The following is a 22,717-nucleotide window of genomic DNA, read 5'->3' on the forward strand; positions in this document are numbered from 1 at the left end:
AGACACAGATCGCCATCTGGTCCTGTCCGTAAGATCCTATGCGGCTTCTTTCTCGCTCAATACCTTGCGTAGCATTTGGGCATAGGTCTCGGCCCCTTGCGCGCCCGTCAGCATATACCGCCCGTCGAACACCATCGAGGGGACACCGGAGACACCGCGTTCGGTCCAGAATTGCTGATGGGCACGGGTTTCTTCTGCCATGCTCTGGCTGGTCAGCATTTCCTCAGCAGCGGTACGGTCCAATCCCACGGTTTCTGCGCAATCTAATAGGGTCGGGATATCAGACACATCTTTACCCTCTGTGAAATGGGCCGAGAACAGCGCCAGTTTCAGCGGATGTTGCAACCCCTGTTTTTGCGCCCAGCCCAGCAGTTGATGGGCGGCAAAGCTGTTTACGATGCGGCTGTCTGGGCTGAAATTGAACACAAACCCCAAATCCTGCCCGACACGCTCTAGATGGGCGCGGTTCTGGGCTGATTGTTCGGCTGTGCTGCCGTATTTCTCTGTGATGTGTTCGGTGAGGTTCTGACCCTCTGGCGGCATGGCCGGATTCAACTCAAACGGATGCCAGCGCACATAGGCACCAACACCAACCATGCCCAATGCCTGCTCAAGCTGTTTGTAACCGACAATACACCACGGGCACATGACATCGGACACGATATCAACCTGAACCACGGGTGCATCACCGTGTTGCGGTGTTTCCAACATATCGCTTTCTCCTTTCGTGCCTACGCTCACAAGGTGACACTTTTTTTGGTGGTTTCAAGGCGCGCTCTGCCCATGGTTGCGTGAAATTTCGCAAACAACCTTTGGTGATGGGCGCAGCTGTGCTAAAATTCCAGCGACAACAACGAGTCATTTTAGTCGGAGCCTTTCTTATGAATTTTAAAACCTTCACCGGAGCCCTGCTTGGGGCGTCTCTGGCCTTTGTACCTGCCCAGACGGCACAAGCCGACGCTGGCGACTTTATCGCCGGTGCGATCATCGGCGGGATTGTCGGGGCCAATGCCAAGAAGCAACGCACAACACGTACCACACAAAAGCGGTACAAAAAGAAGACCTATCGCTCTCGCCTGCCATCCACGCAGGAGGGGCGCAACATTCAGGCTTCGCTAAATTATTTTGGTTTCAACGCAGGTACTGTTGACGGCCAGCTGGGCCAAAAAACCCGTAACGCGGTCTCACAATATCAGGCCTATTTGGGCTATCCCGTCACCGGCCAGCTGTCTGCTTTTGAAAACAACCTGTTGGTGTCCAGTTATAACCGCGCACAGGCAGGGGGATACGCCGTGCAGCAACAGGTCGCTGCCACGCCGGACGGCACCCGTGGATTGCTGAAAACCTACCGCGCCGAGATGGCCGGCCAGTCCCCTGCTGGCAATGGAGCCGCCCAAACAACTATTGTGGTGGCACCTCAGGCCGTGCCACAGCCGGCCCCGACCACGCCGGTGATCGCCGCCGCGGCTGCATCGGCGACCGCATTGCCCAGCTTTATGGGGGCCGCCTCACAGGCCTCGCTTGCGTCGCATTGCAATACTGTTTCTTTGATCACCAATACCAATGGCGGCTTTACAACTTTGGCCAGCATGTCCGACCCGAACGTCGCCATCAACGAACAGTTCTGTCTGGCCCGGACCTATGCCATCGCCCGGTCCGAAGAGCTGGTTGGAAAAATTCCGGGGTTCACACCAGATCAAATCGCTCAGCAATGCGCGGGATTCGGTCCCGCGATGAAAGATTACGTCTCGTCGCTGTCGCTCAAATCGCGTGATGCGGTTGTGGCCGACGTTTCGTCCTTTGTCCTGACCACTGGTATGTCGCCGGCACAGCTGGCCGGAACTGCGCGGATCTGCATGGGGGTCGGATACCGCACCGACAACATGGAGGTGGCGGTCGGGTCTGCCCTGCTGCTCTATACAATGGGCGAGGGGGTCTACGGCGAGTTGATGGGCCACCACCTCAGTCAGGGGTTCGGCACGGCCAAGCGGGCGGACAAAGCCGTGGATTGGTATAAGGCCGGGCTCGCAGCGGCAGATTCGGGTGCAGCCACGGTCTTTGTACCGGGCCAGCCCGAGCGGACAGAGTTGATCCGCGCGGCATCCCAGCGCATCACCGGTGCCGCCTCGGTTCCCACGTTCCCACAGCCGCAGGCTGCGTCCAGCACGGGATTGCCGACATTTTCGATCAGCGAATAGCCGGATCGAGACCGGGTTTCACGCTTGTCCCCGTGGCTGAAAGGCTGCGGGGATTTTTCGTGACTTTTTGCTCTTCACAAGGCCCGCATTCCCCGCTAAACCCCGCGCATACCATGGCTTGCGGTCGTGGCGGAATGGTAGACGCGCAGCGTTGAGGTCGCTGTGGGGTAACACCCGTGAGAGTTCGAGTCTCTCCGACCGCACCAATTAACTCCTTTCTTTCATGTAAATAAGGGGTTTTGTGAAGTGGTCAAACTTCGACCCTCGAATTGACCGTCGAAGCTGATTGCACTTGCGGTGCGATCTGACTGCGGTGAATCCGCGTTGCGGTGCCGAATTTCGTCACCTTGATTTCTTCAGCTTTGATCATCCGGTATCCCCTTCACGAACTACGATTTTATAAGGGCGACTTATGAATCCGCCCCACACCAGCGGCTTAACTCTGCACCGCCAGTTCATTAGATTTATTTGCGCGCAAGAAACCTCTATGCGGAAATAGTGTTTTTTCCCAAGCAGATGTGCCGCAGACAGCAGCGAAATTAACGATGACGGGGCACTGTTAATGGCTCCTGAGCCTGAAGCAGCCCGCCTTTTTGAAACGCAAATGGGTGCATAGAGCCAACAGTAAAAAGGGCCGCGCATTCGGGGAAATGCGCGGCCCTTTGATTTTAGGTCAATGGGATTACCCGATGATGTTGTTCAGCGTCGCAGAGGGGCGCATGACCGCTGCGGTTTTGGTCGCGTCACCGTGGTAATACCCACCCAGATCAACCGCTGGGCCCTGCACTGCGGCCAGCTCGGACAAGATTTGCTCTTCCCCGCTTGCCAGGGCTTCGGCAATCGGTGCGAAATGCGCGGCAAGTTCGGCATCGCTGTTCTGGCGCGCCAGTGCTTCGGCCCAATAGCGTGCAAACCAATAGTGGCTGTTGCGGTTGTCAGGCTCGCCCACCTTGCGCGATGGCGAGTGACCGTGATCCAGAATGCCCTGTGTTGCGGCATCAACCGCCTGTCCCAATACGCGGGCTTTCTCGTTGCCCTTAGCGTCGGCAAGGAAGGTCAGGCTTTCGCCAAGCGCACAGAACTCGCCAAGGCTGTCCCAGCGCAGATGGTTTTCTTCCTGCAATTGTTGCACGTGCTTGGGGGCTGATCCGCCGGCACCGGTTTCAAACAACCCGCCGCCATTCATCAGCTTCACAATCGACAGCATTTTGGCAGAAGTGGCCAGTTCGAGGATCGGGAACAGATCGGTCAGGTAATCGCGCAGCACGTTACCGGTGATGGCGATTGTGTTCTTACCTTCGGTGATGGTTTCGAAAGAGGCGCGGGTGGCCGCGCGCGGAGCCATGATCTCGAACTTATCTGCAACACCTTTGGCCTGCAAAATCGGTTCGACGTATTTGATCAGCTCTGCATCATGGGCGCGGTCCGCGTCCAGCCAGAAAATCGCGCGGCAGCCTTCGGCTTTCTGGCGGTCAATGGCAAGGTTTACCCAGTCTTCGATCGGGGCCTTGCGCGCAGAGGCAGAGCGCCAGATGTCGCCAGCCTCAACCTTGTGGCTGTGCAGCACGGTGCCGTCCTCGAGGATCATCTTGACGGTGCCGGCTTCGGCAATCTCAAAGGTGGTGGGGTGGGAACCGTATTCCTCGGCTTTTTGCGCCATCAGGCCGATGTTCTGAACGGTGCCCGCTGTGGCAGGGTTCATTTTACCGTTTTCTTTGAAGAACTTGATCGTCTCGTCATAGACCGGCGCATAGGAGTTGTCAGGGATCACACAATTGGCGTCGGATTCTTCGCCCGTTGGTCCCCAACCTTTGCCACCTGCGCGGATCAGCGCCGGCATCGACGCGTCGATGATGACGTCGGACGAGACATGCAGGTTGGTGATGCCCTTGTCGGAATCAACCATATACATCGGTGGACGCGCCGCCATGCAGGCCTCGATATCCGCCATGATGGCGGCGTTGTCTTTGACACGGGCCAGAAGATCACCAAGGCCCGAATTCGGGTTCACGCCCAGATCGGCCATCGCGGCACCATGTTTTTCAAATACGGGTGCCAGAAATGCCTTGACCGCATGGCCAAAGATGATCGGGTCCGAGACCTTCATCATCGTGGCTTTCATGTGCAGCGAGAACAGTGTGCCGTCGGCTTTGGTCTGTTCGATTTGTTCAGCAAGGAAGTCTTGCAGGGCCGCCGCGCTCATGAAGGTTGCGTCCACCACGGTGCCGGCAGGATAGGTGATGCCCTCTTTCAGAACGGTTTCGCCGCCTTCTGTTTCCAGAACAATCTTTACTGTGGCTTCGGCGTCCAGCGTGGCAGAAGTTTCGTTGGAAAAGAAATCGCCCTCCGACATGGAGGAAACGCGGGTTTTGCTGTCAGCAACCCAGTCGCCCATGCGGTGCGGGTTGTTCTGGGCAAAGCTCTTGACCGCTTTGGCGGCGCGTCGGTCAGAGTTGCCTTCGCGCAAAACAGGGTTCACAGCCGAGCCTTTGATGCCGTCATATTTCGCACGCACGGCCTTTTCCGCATCTGTGCTGGGTGCTTCGGGATAGTCGGGCAGGGCGAAGCCCTGCGATTGCAGTTCCTTGATCGCGGCCACCAGCTGCGGCACAGAGGCTGAGATATTGGGCAGTTTGATGACATTGGCGTCGGGTGTCTTTACCAGACGGCCCAGCTCGGCCAGATCGTCAGACTGGCGCTGCTCTTCGCTCAGATGTTCGGGGAAGGTTGCGAGGATACGGCCCGCAAGGCTGATGTCCTTTGTGCCGACAGAGACACCGGCCGCTGCTGCAAACTTTTGGATGATTGGCAGGAACGAGGCCGATGCAAGCTCCGGTGCTTCGTCGACTTTGGTGTAGATAATATCTGACATGGAAAACCCCTTGAGTATGGCGTGAATGACGGTTGCGCCGTCCATAGCGTACCCAAGGGGGAAGGTCGATAGTATACTGTAGTATGCAGAGCGAAAACCGCGCCTCTTTAGTGCTGTGGTGATCCCATGCCGATATCCCAGAACAGACCGGCCATCACGGACATGGCGCTGCGGCAGACCGGTTTCAACACATGTTCATCCGGTGCATGTTGGCTGCATCCAAGATAGCTGTGTGGAATCCAGACGGTTGGCAGGCCCATGATATCTGCAAAGCAATCGTTCGGCAGGGAGCCGGCGAGGTTGGGCAGGATGTGCGGCGTTTGCCCGGTGGTTTCAATCAACGAGTCGCGCACATAGGTGACCCAAGGGTCGCTTGGATCAAGCCGTGTGGCGGGAAAGAACCCGCGGTCGTGCTGTTCAATACGGACCGCATCAAACCCCAGTGCGTCCAGATGGCGGCGCAGCGCGGGGATGATGTCGGCAGGGTCCGTACCCACAACATAGCGCAGCTGGCAGGTGGCGCGGGCATGGCCGGAAATCGCGTTCACAGGGGCCTCGGGCACGCCGCTTTTCATCGCCAGAACCGCGAATGAATTCCAGCCATAGGCGCGTTCGGCAGGGGTCAGCCCGGTTTCGCCCCAGTCTTCATCTACCTTTGGGGAACTGCCTTCGGTGATTGGCAGGTCTTTCAACGCATCGCGGACCGATTGGGTCAGGCTGTCGGGGCGCCATTCGGGAATCTGGATTTGGCCGCGCGCATCGGTGATGCTGGCGATGGCATGGGACAAAATCATCGCAGGATCGGCCAGCAGCCCGCCGAAATTGCCCGAGTGATGGGCCCCGTCGCGCAGATCGACACAAAGGTCGAAGGAGGTTCCGCCCCTTGCGCCCATGAACATTGTTGGCCGCTCTGGCCGCAACCGGGGGCCGTCCGAGGCGATCAAAACATCCGCGGCCAGCACTTCCTTATTGGCCTCCATGAACGCGGCCAACCCGGGAGAGCCGATCTCCTCGCTGGTTTCCAGTACGATTTTGACGTTAAAGCCAAGACTGCCGCGCGTGGCCACGACGCTTTCTAAGGCGGCAATGTTGATCAGATGCTGAACTTTGTTGTCCGCCGTGCCGCGGCCATAAAGGCGGTCATCTTCCTCCACCAGCGTAAAGGGGGCAAGCCCTTCGCGCCATGCGTCGGTCTGGGCGCGGATTACATCGCCGTGCCCGTAGGTCAGGACAGTTGTAAACGCGGGGTCTTCGATACGGGTACCCACCAACAGCGGTCCGCCATTGGGGTCGGGGTTTTTATGTATCGCACAGTCAAAGCCAAGGGCGTTCAGACGCGGGATCATGGCCTCGTCAAGGTAACGGCGCAGTTCAGGTCGGTTTTCCGGATTCTGGCTTTCGGTTTCAAAGGCGACAAGCCGGCTAAGGTCGGTCTGCAATTGACCTGTTTCAAAGTAATCAATGGCGTGTTCAATCGCGTCTTTGCGGCTCATGCTGGTTCCTTGTTTTCCATAATGGCGTCCCCCCAAGGTGACATGATTTCGGTGCAACCCGAGTTCTTGCCGGCCCTGCGCATTACCCCGGCAGGGCAGGCAAAGGCATAGGGGAAAATAGTGCGTTTGGTGGTGACGACCGGTTGCTTGTCGCGCAAAGCGTTGATCACTGTGTCGGGCAGGGTCTCATCCGCGACAATGGTGTCACCGCCTGATACGTCAATGCGGGGTTGGTGAAAGGTATCGGCCAGATCCATGTCGAAATCAGCGACAAAGCTGGCAAGCTGTGTCACAGCCGAGACGATCTTGCGCCCACCGGAGGCGCCAAAGGCAAACCGGTTCTCGCCCTTTGATCCCAAGGCCGGGCAGACATTCATCAAACAGGGTTTGTCCGGGGCCAGCGAATTGGGCCGCCCTTGCACTGGATCAAACCACATGATCCCGTTGTTCAGTAGGAAACCGGTCGAGGGAGAGACCACGCGACTGCCAAAAATCGACAGCAGGGTTTGCGTCTGGCTGACCATATTGCCCTGTTTATCGACAACGGAGAAATGCGTGGTGCAGCCTTCGTTGCCGCGGGTTTCGCCGTCATGACCCATGGTTGAAAGACGTGCGGCATAGGCCGCGTTCAGCCCGTCGGCATAGGCACCATAAGCGGCACCATCAGGGGTATCACCAAGGTCGCGGGTCGCCATTACAGCCAGTGCGTCGCGCATCGTTGGGCCTGCGGTCAGCCCGGGCAGTACATCAAACTGCGTGCCGCGATACTCAAACGATAGGGGATCACTGAAAAAGGCGTGGTAACTGTGCAGATCATCAGCAGACAGCGACCCGCCTTTGGCCTGCACATCCTGCGCCAGCATCCGCGCCAGATCGCCATCATACATTGCCCGCGCGCCCTGATCTGCAATTTCTTGCAGGCTGCGGGCCATGGCGGACATGTCCAGCCGTTTGTCAGCCAGTGCGGTCCAACCCGATACCGTGGGCCATTGCCCGTCCTCAAGGAACAGGGCGGCAGCATCAGGGTCTTGTGCCAGAACGCGGGTAGAAGAGGCAATGTTCAGGGCAGCAAACCAGTCTACCAGCAGACCTTCGCGCGCAAGCCTGATGGCAGGGGCCAGCAAATCGGCCCAGGGCATTGTGCCAAAGCGCGCGTGCATCTTGCCCATACCGTCGACAAGACCGGGAACGGCAACGGCTGTGGCCCCCTGCACATTGCGCTCCCCTTCGACGGCATCCCACGGGAACAGGTCGTCGGACGTGCCATCGCTGCTAAGGGGGAAATCTTTGGGATCAAGTGCTGCGGGCGAGCGCATTCCATAGTTCAGCGCATGGGCGCGCCCTTCATCCGCACGCCACAGCATCAGCCCGCCACCACCGGCAGGGCCACTCATCCAGGGTTCAACAACCCCGATGGCAAAAGATGTGGCAATCGCTGCATCTACAGCATCCCCACCTGCGGCCAAGACGGCAGCACCTGCTTCTGCGGCGACACGGTGTTGGGCTGCGACCACACCGAATTCGGTTTCGATAACGGTTTTTGAAACCTGCATAGAGGTTGACAGGTTGCGGCTCACGTCAGGGCCTCCTGACGTGCCGGTGTCATATTGGCCTGAGGATCATGCAGGTGGCATTCCACCAACCCCTGTGTGTCCACAACCGGCCGCGGCGTCTGGGTTTTGCAAAGCGACGTGACCCGCGGACAACGCGGGTGAAAATGACAGCCCGACGGCGGGTCAATCGGGTTGGGATAGGCCATGCCCAGCTGGGTGTCGGGCACCTCCATCGCTGGATCAGGCGTCAGAACAGATTTCAGCAGGGCCTGAGAATAGGGATGGCGGGCGTTGTCAAACAGCGCAGCGGCATCGGTTTCCTCGACGATCCGCCCCAGATACATCACCGCCACCTGCGTCGCCAGATGCTCGACCACCGCCAGATCGTGGCTGATGAACAGATATGTCAGGCCGAATTCGCTGCGCAAATCGCCCAACAGATTTAAAATCTGGCTTTGGACCGAGACATCAAGCGCCGATGTCGGTTCGTCGCAGATCACGATCTGTGGCCGCATCACCAAGGCGCGGGCAATCGCCACACGCTGGCGCTGACCGCCGGACATCTGGCTGGGGTAGTTGGTCAGTACCCGGGACGGCAGACCGACAACATCCAAAATTTCGCGCACCGCTTTGGTGCGACTGGCCTCATCCCCGACATTATGCACACGCAGGGGCAGGGCGATCAGATCCTGAATGGTCTTGCGCGGGTTCAGCGAGGAATAGGGATCCTGAAAAATCGGCTGAATCCGCCGCGCCAGCGCCAGACGGTCGTGGCCGCCAATCGGCGTGCCGTCCACCAGCACCTGACCCGAAGTCGGGGCCTCCAGCCCCAGCAATATCTTGGCGAGCGTGGATTTACCGCATCCGCTTTCTCCGACAAGGCCCAGCACGTCGCCCTTGCTTAGTTTCAGCGACAGGTCCTTGAGCGCATCCAGTGATTTGGTTTCTCCAAATAGACCCTGTTTGATCTTGTAGGTTTTGGTGACGTTTCGCAGTTCAAGGAAAGGTGTTTCTGTACCGGTCATGCGCGGGCCTCTTCGGTTTCATCCATGCCGGCAAATCCGTCAGGAGCGATGCAGCGGAACGAGTGTGTCTCGCCCGGTGCGGTTTGTTCGGGAATGTCACTACGGCAAATGTCGCGTGCATGGGCGCATCTGGTGCGAAAGGCGCAACCGCTGACGTCGCCGACAAGCGATGGCACGATGCCGGGAATTGTGCCCAAACGGGTGCCGCGTTCGGTTTTCCCCGGTTGGGGAATACACCGCAGCAAACCACGGGTGTAGGGATGAGATGGGCAGGCAAATATCTCGGCGGTCGGGCCGGTTTCGACCAATTCGCCCGCATACATCACCGCCACCTGATCCGCGACTCGCGCCACCACGCCAAGGTCATGGGTAATCAGGATCATCGCCATGCCGAATTCCTGTTGCAGATCTTTCAACAGGCGCAGGATCTGGGCCTGAATTGTCACATCCAAGGCGGTTGTCGGTTCATCCGCGATGATCAGTTCGGGACCGCACATCAAAGCCATGGCGATCATCACCCGCTGGCGCAACCCACCGGAAAGCTGATGCGGATATTGTGACATCCGGCTTTCTGCCGAGGTGATCCCGACCTTTTGCAACAGATCGATTGCGCGGTTGCGAGCGTCTGACTTGGGCCCCTTTACATGCAGGGTCATGGCCTCGATCAATTGATCCCCGATAGTGAACGCAGGGTTCAATGAGGTCATCGGTTCCTGAAAGATCATCGACATCCGTGCCCCGCGCAGGCTGCGCATCTGGCGTTTGCCGGCACGGATCAGGTCGATGCCATCGAATGACATGCGGTTTGCCTTGGTCTTGATCGAACTGCCCAGCAGCCCCATCAACGCCAGCGAGGTTAGCGATTTGCCCGACCCGCTCTCGCCGACAATACACAGGGTCTCGCCCGGCTTTAGGTCAAATCCGATGTTGCGGACCGCATGTAGCGTACCGGTCTCTGTCGGAATATCAATGCTCAGGTTCTCAACCGTGAGAATAGCGCCGTCTTGTGTCATCAGTTTCTTCCTTCCGGTGCTGTCACGTCACGCAGGCCGTCACCCATCAGGTTGATCGCCAGCACCAGCACAAAAAGTACCGCACCGGGGATCATCACCAGCCAGGGTTCAAACAGCATCATGTTCTTGCCCTCAGAGACCATAAGCCCCCAGGAGGGTGTGGGAGGCTGAACACCCAGTCCGAGAAAGGACAGAACCGCCTCAAGCAGAATGGCATGGGCCATTTCAAGGGTTACAACCACAATCAGATTGTTCGCGATGTTAGGCATGATTTCCGACATCAGAATGCGCGGGGTAGAGGCCCCGATGGCCTGTGCTGCCGTGACATAATCACGCCCACGAACCTGGAGCGTCGAGGCCCGCATCACAACCGCGAACCGGTCCCAGAGCAGCAAGCCCAGCACAACAATCACCACCTCAAGCGACCCGCCCATGATGGCAACAACCGCCAGCGCGACCAGAACAACCGGCATCGCCAGACGGACGTTGATTAGAAAGGTGACGACGGCATCAACGCGCCCGCCGAAATAGCCCGCAGCCACGCCCATGGCGGTTCCGATCACGCCGGAAATCAGTGCTGCGACACCGCCGATCATAAGGGAGACACGCGCCCCATAGATCAGCCGGGACAGATAGTCGCGGCCCAGATGGTCAGTGCCAAGCGGATGTTCCCAAGTGCCGCCCAGAAACACCGGCGGCCTCATCCGGGCCATCAACTCTTGGGCGTAAGGATCATGTGGGGCCAGAACAGGTGCAAAGATCGCAACCACCAGCAGCACACCAAGAACGGCGGCGCCAAACAACAGGCCCTTGTGGCCAAATATGCGACTGCGCAGGCGTTGGCCCGGTGTCGGGCCGACGATCTCTTGCAACAGCGCGTCGGGGGAGTTTGTCAGGTTTGTCATATGCGCCTCAACTGCTTCTCATACGCGGATCAAGCCAAGCGTTCAGCACATCCGCAAGAAACGTGAACACAATATAAAACATGGAAAACAACAGGATAAGCGCCTGAACCGTGGGTAGGTCATTGCGCGAGATGCTTTCCCACGCGAGGTAGCCAGCGCCGTGCAGCGCAAAGATGGATTCAACCACGATCGAGCCCCCCAACATGAACCCCATCTGCACCGCGGCAAGGCTGACCACGGGGATGATCGCATTGCGCAGGGCGTGTTTGAACATCACCACGCCCTCGGGGGCCCCCTTGGCACGGGCGGTGCGGATGTAATCCGATGACAACACTTCAAGCATGCCGGCGCGGGTCAAGCGCATGATCGCCGGCATCGCGTAATAGCCCAGAACAATTGTCGGCATTATGAAATGCTGCCAACTGCCCGAGCCGGAAACCGGCAACCATTGCAGTTTGATCGCAAAAACCACGATCAGGATCAGGCCGAACCAGAACGAGGGCAGGGCTTGTCCTGCAACCGACAGAAACAGGGCAAACCGGTCAATCAGGGAGTTTGGCCGGATCGCCGCCATCACCCCAAGGGGCACCGCTGTCAGCAAGGCGAAGCTGATGCCGCACAGGCCCAGCAACATGGTGATGGACAGACGTTCCGCCAACAGGCTGGCGACCGGAATTCTGAAGTAATAGCTTTCCCCAAAATCGCCGGAAATCGCATTCAACAGCCAGCTTGCGTATTGCACCAGCACTGGCCGGTCAAACCCGTAGAGGGCGCGGATGGCATGGACGTCTTGATCTGTTGCCCCTTCACCGGCAAGCGCGGCCGCCGGATCGCCCGACAGGAACAACAGGATGAAACTGATAAAGGACACGGTGAGCGCGACCAGAAAGGCGAGGCCCAGACGTTTTAGGATGAATTTTAGCAAGTTGGCTATCTCTCTCTAGGCGCATCATTTTCGCGCGCGCACAAACAGGACGGCCGGACAGGGGATGCTGTCCGGCCGTCCCGGTTCAGATTAGTTCCACGTCATTGTGGTAAAGCGCAGAACCTCGTCCGGAGTTGGCGTATAAGAGACCTCGTTCCCGAACACATAGTTGGTGTTGTAAGAGAACATCGGCACCCAGTAAGCTTCGTCGGCAATCTTCTTTAATGCTTTGGAATAATATTCCTTGCGCATTTCAGGATCGGTTGAGCTGTCGGCAACATCGAGCCAATCGCGCACTTCGCCGTCGCGTGCATCGTCCAGATCGCCAAATTTAAAGAACTGGCTGGTGATCGCCGAGGTGTCGTTGATGGAATAGGAGCCCCAGGTCTGGAACGAAACCGGTGTCCCCTTGGAGGCCCGCAACTCGCGCAGTGCTGAATATTTCAACATGTTGAACTCGGTCTTGATGCCGACTGCATTCATATAGCTTGAAATTGCCTCCGCGTAATCGCGGTCGCGATAGGCGTAGAACGAGGTTGTGAACCCGTCCGGATACCCCGCTTCGGCCAGCAGTGCCTTGGCCTTTTCAGGATCGTATTCATAGGCTTTCACGTCCTGTTCACATCCGAACTGGCTGGGGAAACAGGCGGAATGCACAACCTTGCTTTTGCCCTTGAGCAGGGCGTCGATCAGGGTCTGGCTGTCGATGGCATGGGCCACGGCCTGACGCACTTTCAGCTTGGTGAACGGGTTGTCCTCACCGGTGCGGCCCGCAGCATCCAGCGTCAGGTAACCGATGCGCATGGTGCTTTCATTGACCACCGTGAACTGGTCCATCTGGCCCAGTTTTTCGGCCTGATCAGCCGGCACCTGCCAAATCAGATCAAGTGTGCCAGTGAACATTTCGGCCAATTGCGTGTTCACATCCGGAATGGTGCGGATGTCGATTTTGCCGACGGTGGGCTGGCCTTTTGGGCTGTCGTGATAGTTCTCGTTTTTCTCCAGCACAAAATGCTGGCCGGGGACCACCGATGCGGCCTTGTAGGGGCCGGTGCCCACAGGCTTCAGGCCCATGCCGGTTGGGCCAACTTCGGCGTAATATTCGTTGGGATACATCGACACCGGACCGGACAGGAATTCGATTGCTGCCGGGAAAGGGGCCTTGAGGTTGATGCGAACGGTATAGTCGTCGATCTTGTCGGCGGATTTCATCCAGTCGACATTGCGCTGGGTTTTGACACCGTTTTCTTTCTTTGAAACAAAGTTAACGGTATAGACCACGTCATCAGCATTGAAGGCTTCGCCGTTGTGGAACGTCACCCCTTCACGCAGCTTCAATTCCAGAGTGACATCGTCGATCCATTCCCAAGACGTAGCGAGGTTGCCGATGTATTCATTGGTCGCGGGGTCGCGATAGATCAGGCCGTCCCAGATTGCGCGCTGCATCACCACGCCTTCACGTGACGAGTTGAAGTAGCTGTCGACGTTTTCCAGCTCTTTGGTAAAGCCCACGGACAGCGTATCGCTTGCCTTATCCGCATAGGCCGCGCCCGCCATGGTCACGGCCATTGCTGCCACGGATGATTTGAATAGATGTCGTTTCATGTCTTCTCCCGTTCTGTCCTTAATGGACGTTTACCTTGCGTCTTTGTATTATATTATGATACTAGGTACTAATTGTTAATAATCATACCTTGCCAGACTATGTCTGAGTCAAGGCAAATAATTTTCATTGAGCGGGGAGAGCGCATTTGGCAGAGAAACAGAACACACTTTACGTTGGGGCATTGGCCAAAGGGCTGCTTGTTTTGCGGGCCTTTGATAAGACCGCGACCGAGTTGTCGCTAACCGAACTTGCGGCGCGTACGGGCCTTGATAAAAGTGCTACTCAACGGTTGGCCAACACGTTGTTTGTCGAGGGAATGTTAGACAAAGATCCGAAAACGAAACGCTTCAGGCCGTCGCATGCATGGCTGCGCATGGCCTATACTTATTTCTGGTCGAACCCGTTGATCCAACTTGCCATGCCAAGACTGATTGAACTGTCCCAACACCTTGGCGCGACCGCCAATCTGGCTGAAATTTCGGGTGATCACATTTTATACGTCAGCCGCATTCCGGGCAAAACAAGCCATTTCGCAAGTACGATTGTGGGGCGGAGGCTGCCAGCGTTGACGACTGCCGCGGGGCGGGCGATTCTGTCTACCTGGCCGGCCACGGATCGCGCGCAGGCTGTTGCGACGTGGACGGTTGAACAGATAACATCTCAAACAACGCTGGACCGCGACGAGATTGGCCGTGCCATTGATCAGGTGGCGGATCAGGGCTACGCAGAAACCCAAGGGCAGGCGATGCTTGGGCATACTGGTGTTTCCGCGCCGGTCGTGGGGCCGGACAATGTGGCCTTTGCCGCTGTTCAATGTTCCTTCCCGTCCCGGACCTGGCCCGCCGCGCGCATTCAGGAAGAAGCACTTCCTCATATTCTAGAGGCGGCAAATGCCATTGCTCCGCAGGTACGCCCGGGCCGCTACACTGACGAGGTTGGGCGTTTGCAGGTCTGACCGCGACAGCAAGGGGGCGCCCGCGATGTGGTCTGTTCCGGGGAACGGGGCGAACCGGGACGCCACCGTGCAAAAGAAGTCAGATTTTGCGACCTTCCCCTTCCCAATAGGGCGCGCGTAATCGGGGCTTAAAGATTTTGCCACTGTCCTCACGTGGCAGGGAGGTATGAAAATCAATGATCCGGGGGTGTTTGAACCGCGCCAGCTTGCCCTCAAGAAAGGCTGCGACCTCTTCCTTGCTCGGCTGCGATCCGTCAACGGGTTCAATGGCGGCAACAATTTTCTCACCGAACTCGGCGTCCGGTGCGCCAAATACCGCCACATCCCGCACGAAGGGAGCCTGCATCAGTACCGCCTCGATTTCTGCGGGAAAGATATTTGCCCCACCGGAAATGATCATGTCCTTCTTGCGATCTGTGATAAATAGAAATCCGTCCTCATCCAGCCATCCCATGTCCCCGATCGAGCAATGCCCGTGTTTTTCTGCGGCCTGCCTGCTTTCGGGATCGTTCGAATAGTCAAAGCTGCCAAACGCGTCCATGCGCGCATAGATTTCACCGGTTTCACCTGCAGGCAAAACGCTGCCCGCTTCATCAAGGATCAAGATCGTGCAGCCCATTTGCGGCCGTCCCGCTGTGCCCGGTTTTGCCAAAGCTTCCTCAGAAGAAACGATGGTCATAAACCCGATTTCTGTTGCACCGTAACTTTCCCAGAACACTGGTCCCCACCAGTCGATCATCGCTGTTTTCAATTCATGCGGCCAGGGCGATCCGGTTGAAATGCAAAACTCGATAGAAGACAAATCGTAACGTGCTTTCACCTCATCGGGCAGTTTTAACAACCGGCTCATCATTGTTGGCACCAGATACACATGGGTGATTTTCTGTGCCTCGATTGTCGCCAGAAAGCTCTCTGGCTCAAACTTTGGCGCGATGACGGTAGAAACCGCCTCAGAGACCAGCGCCGCGCTGGTCAGTGTCGAGGGGGCAGAATGATAGATTGGTGCTGCGGTAAAGTATCGCGCACCCGGTCTAAGGCGCATCATCTCTGTTGCAATCCGGGTCAACACCACCTCAAAATCCTTGCGCGGACCACCACTTGATCGCCGCACCCCCTTGGGACGGCCCGTCGAACCAGAGGTATAGCGCATCAGCGGGCGCATCACTTCGCGAGGTGACAAAGGGTCATGTGCCAAAACAAGGTCGCTCCATTCCGGGCTGTCCGGATCGGTTGCTGCCGCTTGTGGAGAGATATTGTACGCTGCGCAAAGGGCAGGGCCGGGCGTCACCCCGATAACTTTGCGCCCTTGCAACGCGGGGCGGACGGCCTTGATCAAATCGCGGTGAATGATCACGATCTGGGCACCGCTGTCATCGCAGATTGCTGCGACTTCATCAGCTTCGCCATGCCAGTTCAGGGCCACAATGACCGTGCCGGCCTGCGCCGCCGCTCGCATGATTTCCAGCTGTGTGACGTCATTGCGCATGATCACGGCAACCGGAACATCAGCTCCTCCGCCCAAGGCACAAAGCGCGCTGGCACCCCGTGCGGCTTGCTCTTCCAATTGTCCCCGGGGGTGTTGCTGATCAAAATCCGCGACCGTTGCCTTTGTCATGTTCTTCCTTTCGGCTGTCCCTGCAAGAAACCCTGCCCGCCGATAGAAAGTAAAGGGGCCCGCCGCTGGGTTGATCCGTCAGGTCGAAAGACGCGACGTCAAAAGGGTGGGGGGCCACCAGTCTGGATCAGCCGGGTTACCACCATGCGGGTTCCTCCAACACGCCCACCAGCGGCATCAGGAACTCGTCGGTGCCGTCGCGGGCAAGGTCGTCAACCATGCCGATGGCCCGATCAAATCCTGCGGCTGTGCCGTCAAACAACGCCATGGCAGTTTGGGCATTTGAAACATCCGACATCCCCCGGTGGACAGAGAAATAGGCCCCGATGTCGGTTTTATCAGCCAGAAACTGCTGATCTTCCATCTGCTGTGCTTGAAATCTGTCCGACATCTGCCCCTGCGGCGGGGTCTTGGTACCATCCAGAAGTGCAAGGATGAATTGCCCACGCGCCACCGTGCCGTTTTCAAGTGCGTCGGTCCAGAAGTTGAAGCCCTCGCTGTCGGCGCTGCGTCCCAGCACGTTGTTGTAAACAGCTGTCGCAAAGTCCTCCACGCTCATCGTATCCGGATAGATTTGTCGGGTTTCCTGTTGATCTGTGAACATCTCTGCGATGTCCTCCAGGCTTGTGCCATTCGCAAAGGCCGTGCCCCAGAAGTTGAGGCCGACTGCGTCGGGTGCACGGTTGAAATAGGCGATGTAGAGTTCAATGAAGCTTTCCATCTGCGCTGTATTCAAACCTTGGGCACCGGTAATTTCGGACATATCAAAGCGGGTAACACCATTGTTTTGTGCCGGGTTTTGGAACAGCAGTTCTTCGATATTGATCAACACGTCAGTGCCGTCACCACTGGCGCGACGATCCTCGATTTCGATGCCGTTCGGCGACAGTCGGAGAGTGTAGTATTCCTGTGACCCCGAGAACTGCGCCCAGTCCCAGCCGCCGCCGCCGTCCAGCCTGTCATTGCCACCATTGCCCCGCAGGATGTCATTGCCGGAAAATCCGAATATCTGGTCGACTGTTTCGGCACCGTCCAGCGTGTTGTCGTCGTTGTCCCCGTTCAAGGTTTCACCAACAGACCCGTCTGGGGGCGGCGGGACGTACCCCTGGCTGGATGGTTCACCCTTGGCAAAGATTTCAAGAAAATCCTGCACCGCATCCATGCGTGGATTGTTGTCATCTAGGTGGCGCAGATGCCCCCAGCTGCCATGTATCGTGGCGCGGTCAACTGCCGTATAGGCGTTAAACAGGGTGCCACCCGCATCGACCCAGGTCTGAAGTAGTTCCTGATACAGACGGCCCATTCCGGACGTGTAATTCAGGTGGGAAAAGAAATCGGTCAAAGCGTCATTGCCTTGCCAACTGCCGACCCCGACAACATGGGTGCCACCCTCATACATGACAAGTTCAAGCCCAGCGGCATCGGCCTGTTCCTTGTGATAGGCAAAGAGCCGGGCCAGATCAGCGAGTGACCCTTGCGGATCGCCGCTGACCGATCCGTCACGCAGTTCGCGGATCGCCAGTCCGGTGGCATAATCATAACGGTGGTCGTTGATATAGGCGTCGCGGGCCTGACCAGACAACCCTTGTGCCGCGGCATCGGCGCGCGCGCGCGACAGGCTTTCGTCGAGCCAGTTCAGCACCATGCCGCCTTTTTCCCCACGTCCCAGACCGCCGTCGAAATAACCGGTGATGGCATAAGCATCAAAGTGGTTGGAGGGGGCAACTCGTCCTGCCGGATCTTCAGCAACCCAATCCGGTGCATTCAGAATATCACTTTCCAAACCCAGCCAACCGGTCTGTGTGGTGATCACCTTGATCACATTGGGATTGTCCGCGCCATAGATCTCATCGATGATCTGGGCCATCTCTACAGCGTCGCCGGCATAGTTTTGCACCCATGCCGATCCGACACCGGGAAAACGGGCCTGACCTTCTGCATCAGCGGCCAGCGCCTGTTGAAACTGCCAATTCCAGACCTCGTTCGAGAATTCGAAATAGGGCGTCAGCCCGGCCTTGAGGGTGTCATGCACTTCGCTGACAAAGGCCCGGATGTATTGTGGAGAGGCAAGATGCGGTAGGGTGAACCACGGATCAGTGTCGGTTTCATTCGCGAGGCGGATCATCACCTCCAGTGGCGCGCCATCCTCGGCCCAAGAAGCATCCGCGCTTTGAGGCATGTCGCGCGGGGACGCGACCGTTGAATTATTTGTGTTCATCCAATCCATGAAGCGCAAAGCATGGGCGTCATCGATGACGTCGAGCCATTTCGGATTGAATATTGCGCCTGCGTCAAATGCAGTGGTATGATCTTGATGTACAACGGAAATATCACGAATATAATTGCCATTGTTTGCAGGGTCGGTGGATAGGATGTCGATTGTGACAAGGCCGCTGCCGTCAGGCGCATATGAGAACCACGCCTCGTTCTCGCCGTAAGTGACATCATAGGCGGCAAGGCCAATTTCCAGCGCTCCGTCGCCTTGCCAAGTGACACGGTACCGGCCCGCCGCTTCAGTCATTTCGGCAGGAAACTCTGTCAGGATCAGGGTTCCGATTTTGTCGAGACCTGCGGGAATTCCGGTTGGCCAGCCGTTGCTGTCCAAAAGGCCGCGCGCTTCGAGATCTTCGTTTTCCATGCCGCCCCATTGGCCACTGCGATGGCCAAAGAACGGGCGTGAGGATTTGAAGACATCGAGAAAAGGCGAGGCGGGCGCATAATCGGCAATATGGCTTAACCCAAAGCCAAGCCCGACAGGAATGTCCGTGTCAGCGCCACCGCCCGACACGGGGGGCTGGGGCACAGGGGCCGGTGACGGCGCTGGCGCGGGTTGCGGTTCAGGGGGGGGCACTGGCTGCGGTTCAGGTTCCGGTTGTGGCTCTGGTGCGGGCATCGGTTGCGGCACCGGTGCCGGCGTGGGGGTGCCGCCAGAATTACCGCCGGTACCGTCCCGGTCATAAGCGTCCAAGGTTTGGTCAATCACGCTATTCATGGCTTGGGCCAGTGCGGCGTCGGGGCCACCATAGGGGCTGCCCCAGACAGAAACCGTATCCAGCGGCAGCGTTGCCGCATCGGCCCCGGCCACCACCTCTGCATGCAAGGCGGCGACAAACCAGATGCCGGTTTCGTTGAGATGAATATTGTCGGAAAACAGATCTCGAATGCTGCTTAAACCGGGCACCTGACCGGCCTCAATCGCGTCATGCAGGTTCCCAAAGGCCTGACCGGCGGGGATAATCAACGCCTCGGCAGCGCCATTTGGGGCATTGTCATTGATATGATTGGCAATACTCTCCCATTTGGGCAGGTCGCTGGCGATTTGCGCCCGCCACGCGGCGGTACTTGCGCCGATTTCATGCCATGTCTCATAGACATAGAACTGCGTTCCGGGATTTGCGCTCTGAGCGAGGTCGTAATAGCGTTTGGCGTAGCCTTCGCTGTCGTTCCACAGGATTTGATCATCAAGCGGAATGGCCTCAGTCACGATCACCGCATCATAGCTACCGCCGGGCAAAACATCCCGTGCATTCACGCCCTCGGCGGTATGCCCGTTGTTCCAGTTCCAGATCAGCGGCGCGCCATTGATAACCTGATAGTCGGCCCGCATGGCAAACCCTTGATCCGCCATAAAATTGTTGAACATGTCGGGCATGACCGGCCCGACCAAACTGTGGCCAATGAAAAGCGCCTTACCCGGCATGATAATCCCCTTGATATGCAGCGCCCGACACCGTCCTGTTGGACAGTAGGGGCAGGGAATTCATAGGCCTGCAGGTTTAATCGAAGGTTAAGTGAAACCTAAATTTGTTCTTTTTTTGTTCCAATTGTCGAGGGGCGTGCGGGGATTTGGGCCAAGCGTCATAACTGTCTAAAATTGTGTGAGTTTTTAGGTTGCCTATTGGCGTGCCATGCGCCCACAAAGAAGCGCGGCAATGTGGTGGTCACTGCCGCGCTTGAACGCTCGTTATTGGCCAAGGCCTAATTTTTGGTCAAGGCGTCGATGATCTGCTCCAGCGCATCGCCGGCTTTGGCCCGCATTTCATCGTCGGTCGCATCCTGTATTGGATGTGGCACCAGAATATAACGTGCATCGTCCATGCCAAGCGCGGCTTTCTGCGCTTCGGCGGCTTCACCAAACTCGCTGGAGGCGAGGAAGACTGTTGGGATTCCCTGGATTTCAAACCAGACTGTATCGTGCATACTGCACGTCGTACAGGAACCTCAGTCAGCCAATGCTTCCAGCACCAAATCACAGGTTTCACGTATTTCGTGACGCAAAATGTCAGGGCAGGGTTTTGTAAACGTAGGCTTTTTGAAACGGCGCAGGCTGACGTCAGGTGCCCTTTCTGCCAGCAGTTTCTCAAGCTCGTCCAACATCACGTCACCGCGCGGCTTGCTGATGTCCAACAGGCCGATAACACCGGAAAGCGTGCCGGATCGTGCGGTGATCTGGCGTGCAACCGGTGTGCGTTCGTCTGTCGGATCAAGAATTGTTACCATGCTATTTCTCCTTTCTAACCCAGCCTAGCCGAGATCGATCTTTTTGGAAACGGAGAGTGATCCGGTTTCCCCACTTACCCAGCCATGAAACGCAGAAGAGAATTTTCCGGCTTCCGATCCTGCCACTACGATATGGATAAAATCTGTGCTGGCGAATTTTGAAACGATTGTATCGGCAGGGCCATCAGCAGGCAGCGCAAGGGTGGCGTCATTGCGTATTCCAGCCGCAGGGGTGGCCGTCACCGCCTGAATACGCTCCCGCAACCGATCTTTGGAATACAGGCCTTCGCGCATCAGGGTATCGATATGTTCAGGGCAAACTACCAGCAGGGCATCGACGGGCAGGTTCTTCATTTTAGGTGAAAATACCCCTTCAAGGCCAAGCCCCAAAGAGTCTGCAATCTGATCCGGTCCGCGCGAGGTTTGATCAACGATATGCACCGGCCCGCCGGTCATGGCAAAGACGGTGACCACAGAATCCTCTGGTTCAAACCCGCGCTCCACATGAAGGGCGGGCCAGCCTGCGCGTTCCTCGTATTCGGCGAAACACATGGTGAATTTCATCGGATTGCCAAGGGTCGAGCGTTCAACACCCCCCGATGACGCCCCCCCGATATTGCGCACCACCAGCCGGACCGCGCGGCCAATGGTGGCGTTGGCCCGGTTGCCGGCCCCCAAGGCACCCAGCTTCATATTCATGCCAATTTTTTCGCGGATCGGGCCATTTACCACCATGACAGGGGCCGCGCCCATGGTCGTCGCCGTTACGCCATGGATGTTGAATTCATCGGTACAAATCGCCTCGACTGCGGCGATAACCACGGGCAGGTATTCAGGTTTGCACCCAGCCATGACCGCGTTGATGGCGATTTTTTCAACTGTGGCTTCGCCCATATTGGGTGCCACCGTTGCGACCACATCTTGGGCGTTGCGGCGGGTGCCTGACAGCATACGCATCACCCGTTCAGGGGTCGGCGGCACCAGCGGCAAACCATCGGAAAACCCCTGATCGAACATAAATTCCGCCACATCGTCGCCGCTTGCCACGTCAATGCGCCTTGCGCGGATCGGGCTGTTCTCGGCCTCTGCTTTCAGCCGGTCAAATACCGAAGGATCAAGGTGTTTTGAGCCGCAGCCAGGGCGCCAAGCGGGCAGGCCGGACCAGTCGATTTGCACCGCTGGCAGGGCGGTATGCGTACTCAGGTCAGCGGCAAGGGTTTCCCAATCTGAGCGGATAAACCCTTCGAATTGGGCCCGTTTTTCGCCGTTTTCGTCGATCCAGAAGACCGAAGGCACGCTTTCGATTTCCCAATCATAGGCCGCTTTACAGGCGGTGTCATCCAGCACCGGCATCGTCAGGCTGTGGCGTTGGGCAAAAGTGGCGTTCTGCAGGCCGGATTGCGCAACAAGCGCCACGTCGATTGCGTGGCCATAGGCCTTGTGAAGCGCTTCAAGCACGGGGGCGGCGGTGTTGCAGGTTTCGCAATCCTCTTTGACAAAACAAATCAGACGGGCGCGCCCGGCAGCAAAGCTGTGCCGCTCTCCCGCCAAATCATCCAGCGTTATGGTCAAGCCGGCTGTGATCATGTTTTTCCCTCACAATTTGATCCGCAGTGTTAGGGTCAGGACCCATTAATCCTGTATCGTCAGCGGCAATTTCACGAAATTTCAATGGTTTGGGCCGCGCGGTCAATAGTGTTTCTATTGGCAAGCGGTCCAAGACGCTGAAATGAAGTGAAATTACTGCCCTGCGGGTTTGCCGGATTTTCCCGCTTCCCATTGCCCGGCAGGGTCATCCAAAGGATGATCCCGAGAGGGGGCGTCACATCTATTTGAAATAGAATCGCTATTCCTGCACAGATGTTCCTTGTTAGCGAAAAAATCGGGCAAACTGACGGCACAGGATTAATGGGTCCTGGCCCTGGCGAATTATGAGGAATGTCCAGTTCAGGGGTCTGGCGGAGGTGGATGGGAATCGAACCCACCACACGCCGCAAGGCGTGTCCATGGTGTTGAAGACCAGGGAAGCCACCAGACTCCGGTCACCTCCAGATGGG

The 22,717-nt window shown here is 57.5% G+C and carries 15 protein-coding genes and 2 tRNA genes; 3 read left to right on the plus strand and 14 right to left on the minus strand.

The features are described from left to right. Positions 1-36: 36 nt before the first annotated feature. Positions 37-711 (minus strand): DsbA family oxidoreductase, encoded by a 675-nt coding sequence (locus tag HKX44_RS01990; protein WP_276149629.1) that lies wholly within the window; start codon positions 709-711, stop codon positions 37-39. A 170-nt stretch (positions 712-881) separates the two neighbouring features. On the opposite strand from HKX44_RS01990, the gene HKX44_RS01995 reads away from it, so the two are divergent. Both HKX44_RS01995 and HKX44_RS02000 read left to right on the plus strand, forming a co-directional pair. After that, the gene (locus HKX44_RS01995) at positions 882-2,198 is read left to right on the plus strand and encodes a peptidoglycan-binding domain-containing protein (RefSeq protein ID WP_276149630.1); all 1,317 of its coding nucleotides are present in this window, start codon (positions 882-884) and stop codon (positions 2,196-2,198) included. A gap of 120 nt (positions 2,199-2,318) precedes the next feature. Continuing rightward, positions 2,319-2,404 (plus strand) — tRNA-Leu (locus HKX44_RS02000). 476 nt (positions 2,405-2,880) lie between these two features. Here the strand turns inward: HKX44_RS02000 and HKX44_RS02005 are convergent. The 8 genes from HKX44_RS02005 to HKX44_RS02040 all read right to left on the minus strand — a co-directional run bounded on the left by HKX44_RS02005 (position 2,881) and on the right by HKX44_RS02040 (position 13,589). Further along, positions 2,881-5,070: an NADP-dependent isocitrate dehydrogenase gene (locus HKX44_RS02005; RefSeq protein WP_276149631.1), complete on the minus strand. Its 2,190-nt coding sequence runs from the start codon at positions 5,068-5,070 to the stop codon at positions 2,881-2,883. Positions 5,071-5,177: 107 nt separating this feature from the next. Further along, entirely contained in the window at positions 5,178-6,563 is a 1,386-nt protein-coding gene (locus HKX44_RS02010; protein WP_276149632.1) for a M20 family metallopeptidase, read from the minus strand. Next, positions 6,560-8,116: a gamma-glutamyltransferase gene (locus tag HKX44_RS02015; protein ID WP_276150780.1), complete on the minus strand. Its 1,557-nt coding sequence runs from the start codon at positions 8,114-8,116 to the stop codon at positions 6,560-6,562. The genes HKX44_RS02010 and HKX44_RS02015 overlap by 4 nt, the downstream gene beginning before the upstream one ends. Positions 8,117-8,136: 20 nt before the next feature. Continuing rightward, the gene (locus HKX44_RS02020) at positions 8,137-9,141 is read right to left on the minus strand and encodes an oligopeptide/dipeptide ABC transporter ATP-binding protein (RefSeq protein WP_276149633.1); all 1,005 of its coding nucleotides are present in this window, start codon (positions 9,139-9,141) and stop codon (positions 8,137-8,139) included. Next, positions 9,138-10,154, minus strand: a complete 1,017-nt coding sequence (locus tag HKX44_RS02025) for an ABC transporter ATP-binding protein (RefSeq protein ID WP_276149634.1) — start codon at positions 10,152-10,154, stop codon at positions 9,138-9,140. Before HKX44_RS02025 ends, HKX44_RS02020 begins: the two co-directional genes overlap by 4 nt. After that, complete coding sequence (locus HKX44_RS02030; RefSeq protein ID WP_276150781.1) at positions 10,154-11,050, minus strand: ABC transporter permease; 897 nt, start codon at positions 11,048-11,050, stop codon at positions 10,154-10,156. The genes HKX44_RS02025 and HKX44_RS02030 overlap by 1 nt, the downstream gene beginning before the upstream one ends. A 16-nt stretch (positions 11,051-11,066) precedes the next feature. Then, the gene (locus HKX44_RS02035) at positions 11,067-11,984 is read right to left on the minus strand and encodes an ABC transporter permease (protein ID WP_276149635.1); all 918 of its coding nucleotides are present in this window, start codon (positions 11,982-11,984) and stop codon (positions 11,067-11,069) included. A 90-nt stretch (positions 11,985-12,074) separates the two neighbouring features. Continuing rightward, positions 12,075-13,589: an ABC transporter substrate-binding protein gene (locus tag HKX44_RS02040; protein ID WP_276149636.1), complete on the minus strand. Its 1,515-nt coding sequence runs from the start codon at positions 13,587-13,589 to the stop codon at positions 12,075-12,077. A gap of 146 nt (positions 13,590-13,735) precedes the next feature. Here HKX44_RS02040 and HKX44_RS02045 point away from each other — a divergent pair, with 146 nt between their 5' ends. Next, positions 13,736-14,545, plus strand: coding sequence for an IclR family transcriptional regulator (locus tag HKX44_RS02045; protein ID WP_276149637.1), 810 nt, complete (start codon positions 13,736-13,738; stop codon positions 14,543-14,545). A 79-nt stretch (positions 14,546-14,624) separates the two neighbouring features. On the opposite strand, the gene HKX44_RS02050 is transcribed toward HKX44_RS02045, so the two are convergent. The 5 genes from HKX44_RS02050 to HKX44_RS02070 all read right to left on the minus strand — a co-directional run bounded on the left by HKX44_RS02050 (position 14,625) and on the right by HKX44_RS02070 (position 22,710). Further along, positions 14,625-16,160, minus strand: a complete 1,536-nt coding sequence (locus tag HKX44_RS02050; protein ID WP_276149638.1) for an AMP-binding protein — start codon at positions 16,158-16,160, stop codon at positions 14,625-14,627. Positions 16,161-16,296: 136 nt separating this feature from the next. Continuing rightward, the gene (locus HKX44_RS02055) at positions 16,297-19,860 is read right to left on the minus strand and encodes a DUF4214 domain-containing protein (RefSeq protein ID WP_276149639.1); all 3,564 of its coding nucleotides are present in this window, start codon (positions 19,858-19,860) and stop codon (positions 16,297-16,299) included. A 278-nt stretch (positions 19,861-20,138) separates the two neighbouring features. Then, on the minus strand, positions 20,139-20,660 hold the full coding sequence (locus HKX44_RS02060) for a UGSC family (seleno)protein (RefSeq protein WP_276149640.1): 522 nt from the start codon (positions 20,658-20,660) through the stop codon (positions 20,139-20,141). Between the two features lie 24 nt (positions 20,661-20,684). Continuing rightward, on the minus strand, positions 20,685-22,247 hold the full coding sequence (locus HKX44_RS02065) for a TlpA disulfide reductase family protein (RefSeq protein WP_276149641.1): 1,563 nt from the start codon (positions 22,245-22,247) through the stop codon (positions 20,685-20,687). A 369-nt stretch (positions 22,248-22,616) separates the two neighbouring features. Beyond that, a tRNA-Sec gene (locus HKX44_RS02070) sits at positions 22,617-22,710 on the minus strand. Between the last annotated feature and the right edge of the window lie 7 nt (positions 22,711-22,717).

The organism is Sulfitobacter sp. M05, from assembly GCF_029285175.1.
Classification (GTDB): Bacteria; Pseudomonadota; Alphaproteobacteria; order Rhodobacterales; family Rhodobacteraceae; genus Sulfitobacter.